A 4,112-nucleotide genomic window follows, 5' to 3' on the forward strand; every position below is an offset into this window, starting at 1 on the left:
CTACCATTGAACTACACCCGCACAACCGCCAGCTCATCGGCGCTACCGCGGAATCCGCATCCACAGCGCGCCATTCATCAATAAAGTGGTGGAGGGGGGAGGATTCGAACCTCCGAAGGCAGAGCCGTCAGATTTACAGTCTGATCCCTTTGACCGCTCGGGAACCCCTCCCACGTTTAGCGGCGGATTGTGCTGCTTCGCTCCGGGCTTGTCAAGCGATCCAGCGGCAACCTTTCCCGGCGTGGCCTTGGGGCAGTTCCCGACCGCGGTATTCACTCATTCCGGCTCCTCCCGCGCGGCCCGCTCCATCTGCTCGGTCACGGCGGCGCCATGGTCTGCCAAGGCCTCGGCCAGAAAGGGATAGAGTTCGCTTTCCTCCTTGGCATCGTGCTGCTGCAAGATGATTTGAACGGTGCTGTAGAGATCGCCGAATTCCTCGGCGTCTTCCGCGGCGATGGCTTCAGCCATTTCCGCAAAGAAGATCCGCAGATCCTGGTGGCCTTTGCGCAAGAGGGCCGTGAGCGGATGCTCGCTACCGCCTTCCCGGCCCTCGAAGGCGGGAAAGAGGGCCTGTTCTTCCACCACCATGTGCCCTTCCTCGATGCCGTGGCGGAACTTGGCCAGGGCTTCCCGAGCCTCCTGCCAGCGGCCCGCCTCCACGGCTTGGGCGGTGGCGGCAAGGATGCGGTCCAGGCGCTCGTGGTCGCTCTGCATGGCTTGGTCAATGGCGCCCATCCGTAACCTCCTGTCATCGGGGAAAGTGCATCGGGTTTCGCAAAGATCTCAGAGATCGCCCCGCTGGCCAAAAGGCAAAGGCTGGCAATGCCGGCATCTCAGATATGGTGCTGGCGGCAGGAATCGAACCCGCGACCCACTGATTACAAATCAGTAGCTCTACCGACTGAGCTACGCCAGCGCACAAGTTCAGTCTAGCGTGAGGAGGCCGGCTTTCGCAATGTAGATGGGCAAGGGAACGACCGGCCGCCGTGGCTAAAGGTGCGCCCGCCCCGGGTGGGGATCGCGCAGGGTCAGCCAGAGGAGGGCGCCCGGCAGGCTGGTGAGGAGGATGGTGAAGCCCAGCAGCAGAGAGAGGGCCAGGGCCTGGTCGGTACTCATCCCCAGATGGGAAAGATAAAAGACCATCAGGCCTTCGCGCAGCCCCCAGCCGGCGAAGGAGATGGGCAGGGCAAGAAAGAGGCTGATGACCGGCCAGACCAGCCAGATCGCTGCGGCATCGGGATGTTCTCCCAAGGATCGCGCCAGCAGCCAGAAGGTCAGAATGGAAATTCCTTGGACGGCCAGGGAAATGATGGCGGCCAGGGCGAAATCCCGGCGATGGCGCAACAAGGCGGCCATGGACAAGCGGATGTCATGCAGTTTACCTCCCCAGCGGCCCGCCTTGGTGCCCAGGAACTGCAAGGCCGGGCTCAGGATGAGGATCACCACGGCCGCATAGGCGCAAAGCAGGAGGGCGATGGTCCAACCCATCTGCGGCAGCAACCCCACCTTTTGGCCACCGAGCAGAAAGGCGGTGGCGGCGATGGCCATGAGGGCGCCGAGGCCGATGAAACGATCGCCGAAGACCGCGCCGAGGGCAATGGTGGTCGCGCCCGTCTGATGCCGGGTGTACCACGCGCGCAACACGTCGCCGGATACCGCGCCCGGGAGGACCTGATTGAAATAGGCCCCTACCCAGTTCAGACGCAAGAGCCATGGCAAGGGCGCGTGGCGCTCCAGGGCGTGCAGGATGACCTGCCAGCGCAAGGCGGAAATGCTGAGGTTGCAGGCATAGGCCAGGCTTGCGGCCAGGAGCCAGAAAGGGTTGGCCTGCAGGATGCGGGTCGTCAGGGCTTGCCAATCGGTCTGATGCAAGAGCCAGGCCAGCACGGCAAGGGTAAACAGCACCTGCGCCAATAGCTGCCAGTGGCCACGGCGTTTGTGGACCGGCGCCGGGCCGGACTCCCTTGTCTCAGGGATGTGGGAGGTCGTCATTGGCTTCCCTGTTCATGGGATGGGGTCAAGTTGCGCTCCTGGAAGCATCCATATCCGCCGCAAGCGACGTCTTGCCGGACAATACGGCGTGAAAGGGGGCTACCTTGTCCAGACATTCCTGATATTCCGCAGCGGCCCCGGAGTCGGCCACAATACCACCGCCCGCCCAAAAAGTGACGCGCCCATTCTCTAGCGTCAAGCTGCGGATGGCGATATTCATGTCCATGGCGCCGGCAACGTCGATATAACCGATGCTGCCGCAATAAATGCCGCGGGGACCACCTTCCAGTTCGGCAATGATCTCCATGGCGCGATGCTTGGGCGCGCCGGTGACGGAGCCGCCGGGAAAAACGGCTTGCAGGGCGCTGATGGCGTCTGCTCCCGGGGCCAAGCGGGCGCGCACGCTGCTCACCAGATGGTGGACATTGGCGAAGGACTCCAACCGGCATAACTCGGGGACCGTCACGGAACCGGTGGCCGCTACGCGACCGAGGTCGTTGCGCAGCAGGTCGACGATCATGACGTTTTCCGCGCGATCCTTGGGGCTGTGCGACAGGGCTTCGGCCATGCGCAGGTCGGCCTCGGGGTCAGGCAAACGCGGGCGGGTACCCTTGATGGGTCGCGCCTCCATGAAGCCGTCGCGGAGTGTCAACAGGCGCTCCGGGGAGAGGCTCAAGATCGCCCCCCTGGGTAAGGCGAGATAGGCGGCAAAGGGAGCAGGATTCACCTCCCGCAGTTCCCGGTAGAGGGACCAGGGGTGACCCGTGCAGGCGGCGCTGAAGGATTGGGCGAGATTGACCTGATAACAATCACCGGCGTGAATATAGTCCTGCACCCGGCCGAAGGCGGCCGCATAGTCGGCCCACGACCAACGGGCCTGCACCGGTCCGCGCAGGCGGAAGGGCGGAACCGAGGCGGATTCGGCGGGTGGCCGCGAAAAATAATCGACCCGGTAGGACCAGCGCTCCCGGCTGCGGGCCGTGCTTTCCAAACTCGTCAACCAGGCCTGCCGGCGCTCATGGTCCACCACATAGGCGCCATCGTAGATGCCCAGGCTGATCTCGGGCAGGGCGCCGCCGCCAGGATGCCCTATTTCCTGCAGATCCAGACCAAAGTCGTAGGCCAGATAACCCACCGCCCCGCCTATAAAAGGGAGGCCGGCAGGCCGGTTCTCCGGCACGGGCAGGCGGGAGAGCAACTGCCGCAGGGTCGTTAGCACTTCACCGGGATGAATCTGCGCCACCTCATCCGGCCCTGCCACCCAGGTCTCCCCGCCTTCCCGCCATAGCCGGTAGACGGGTTCCGCGACAATCATGCTGTAGCGGCCGCGCTCGCCCCCGGTGTCACAACTATCCAGCAACATGGCCCAGGGCTGCTGGGCCATGGGCGCGAAGCGTTGGGCCATGTCGTCGGGGTAGGGTACTTCCGTTATCCGCATCGGTAACCGGCATCATAGGACTCAGAACAGGTGAGGATAAGCGAGTCCAGCGCCGCTGCCCAGCCCATTGCATTCATGCGCCTCCCGGCATAATCTATGTCGCCATGGGGCGGTAGCTCAGCTGGGAGAGCGTCGCGTTCGCAATGCGAAGGTCGGGAGTTCGATCCTCCTCCGCTCCACCAAACAAAACAAGGGGTTAGGCAAAGCAGCCTAATCCCTTGTTGCTTTTTCGCTGCAATTATGCTGCACTCAGTCCTGAATCCGGGTGCAGCGTGAGGTGCAGCATGGCGACCATAAACTCCAGGAAAGACCAAGATGAAAACGTGATTGGCTGGCAAGCCATCGTTCGCAAGCGCGGGTTTCCGTCCCAAACGCGGACATTCCGCACAAAGAGAGATGCCGAGTCCTGGGCCAAGATCACAGAGAGTGGCTAAAACGTGCTACATTTTCCCTTTTTCTATCATGGGTTTAGTCTACAGAGACAAGAGTTCCACCGGCTTGAACCAGCCCATAGCATCATTATAGTAACCCTATTTATCACGGATTTTTGGGCTATATGGTGAAATTGCCCATGCTACTGCACCCGAAAAACGCCTGTTTTCTCGTGTACCGTGTCCCAGGGAACCACTACATGAAAAAGGGGGCCGAAGCCCCCTTCCGTGCTTACTCAACCAGCCGCTGG

3 protein-coding genes and 3 tRNA genes are annotated in these 4,112 nt (G+C 62.3%); 1 reads left to right on the forward strand and 5 read right to left on the reverse strand.

Features of this window, described 5'->3' with window-relative positions; genetic code table 11:
- Positions 1-86: 86 nt before the first annotated feature.
- From ACP5MM_RS09660 to pabB, 5 genes are all read right to left on the reverse strand, one after another.
- Positions 87-171: transfer RNA gene (locus tag ACP5MM_RS09660), tRNA-Tyr, on the reverse strand.
- Between the two features lie 105 nt (positions 172-276).
- Positions 277-735: a hemerythrin domain-containing protein gene (locus tag ACP5MM_RS09665; RefSeq protein WP_427930877.1), complete on the reverse strand. Its 459-nt coding sequence runs from the start codon at positions 733-735 to the stop codon at positions 277-279.
- 105 nt (positions 736-840) lie between these two features.
- A tRNA-Thr gene (locus ACP5MM_RS09670) sits at positions 841-916 on the reverse strand.
- Between the two features lie 74 nt (positions 917-990).
- A complete protein-coding gene (locus ACP5MM_RS09675) occupies positions 991-1,992 on the reverse strand; it encodes a lysylphosphatidylglycerol synthase transmembrane domain-containing protein (protein WP_427930878.1) in 1,002 nt (333 codons plus the stop codon).
- 25 nt (positions 1,993-2,017) lie between these two features.
- The gene (pabB, locus tag ACP5MM_RS09680; protein ID WP_427934521.1) at positions 2,018-3,430 is read right to left on the reverse strand and encodes an aminodeoxychorismate synthase component I; all 1,413 of its coding nucleotides are present in this window, start codon (positions 3,428-3,430) and stop codon (positions 2,018-2,020) included.
- A gap of 106 nt (positions 3,431-3,536) precedes the next feature.
- Here pabB and ACP5MM_RS09685 point away from each other — a divergent pair.
- Positions 3,537-3,612: transfer RNA gene (locus ACP5MM_RS09685), tRNA-Ala, on the forward strand.
- Positions 3,613-4,112 lie beyond the last annotated feature (500 nt).

This window comes from Acidithiobacillus sp. (assembly GCF_049965315.1).
Taxonomy (GTDB): domain Bacteria; phylum Pseudomonadota; class Gammaproteobacteria; order Acidithiobacillales; family Acidithiobacillaceae; genus Acidithiobacillus_B.

Coding starts and splice junctions, on each gene's coding strand:
- ACP5MM_RS09665 (WP_427930877.1), bottom strand. CDS start 735: ATGGGCGCCATTGACCAAGCCATGCAGAGCGACCACGAGCGCCTGGAC.
- ACP5MM_RS09675 (WP_427930878.1), bottom strand. CDS start 1,992: ATGACGACCTCCCACATCCCTGAGACAAGGGAGTCCGGCCCGGCGCCG.
- pabB (WP_427934521.1), bottom strand. CDS start 3,430: ATGCGGATAACGGAAGTACCCTACCCCGACGACATGGCCCAACGCTTC.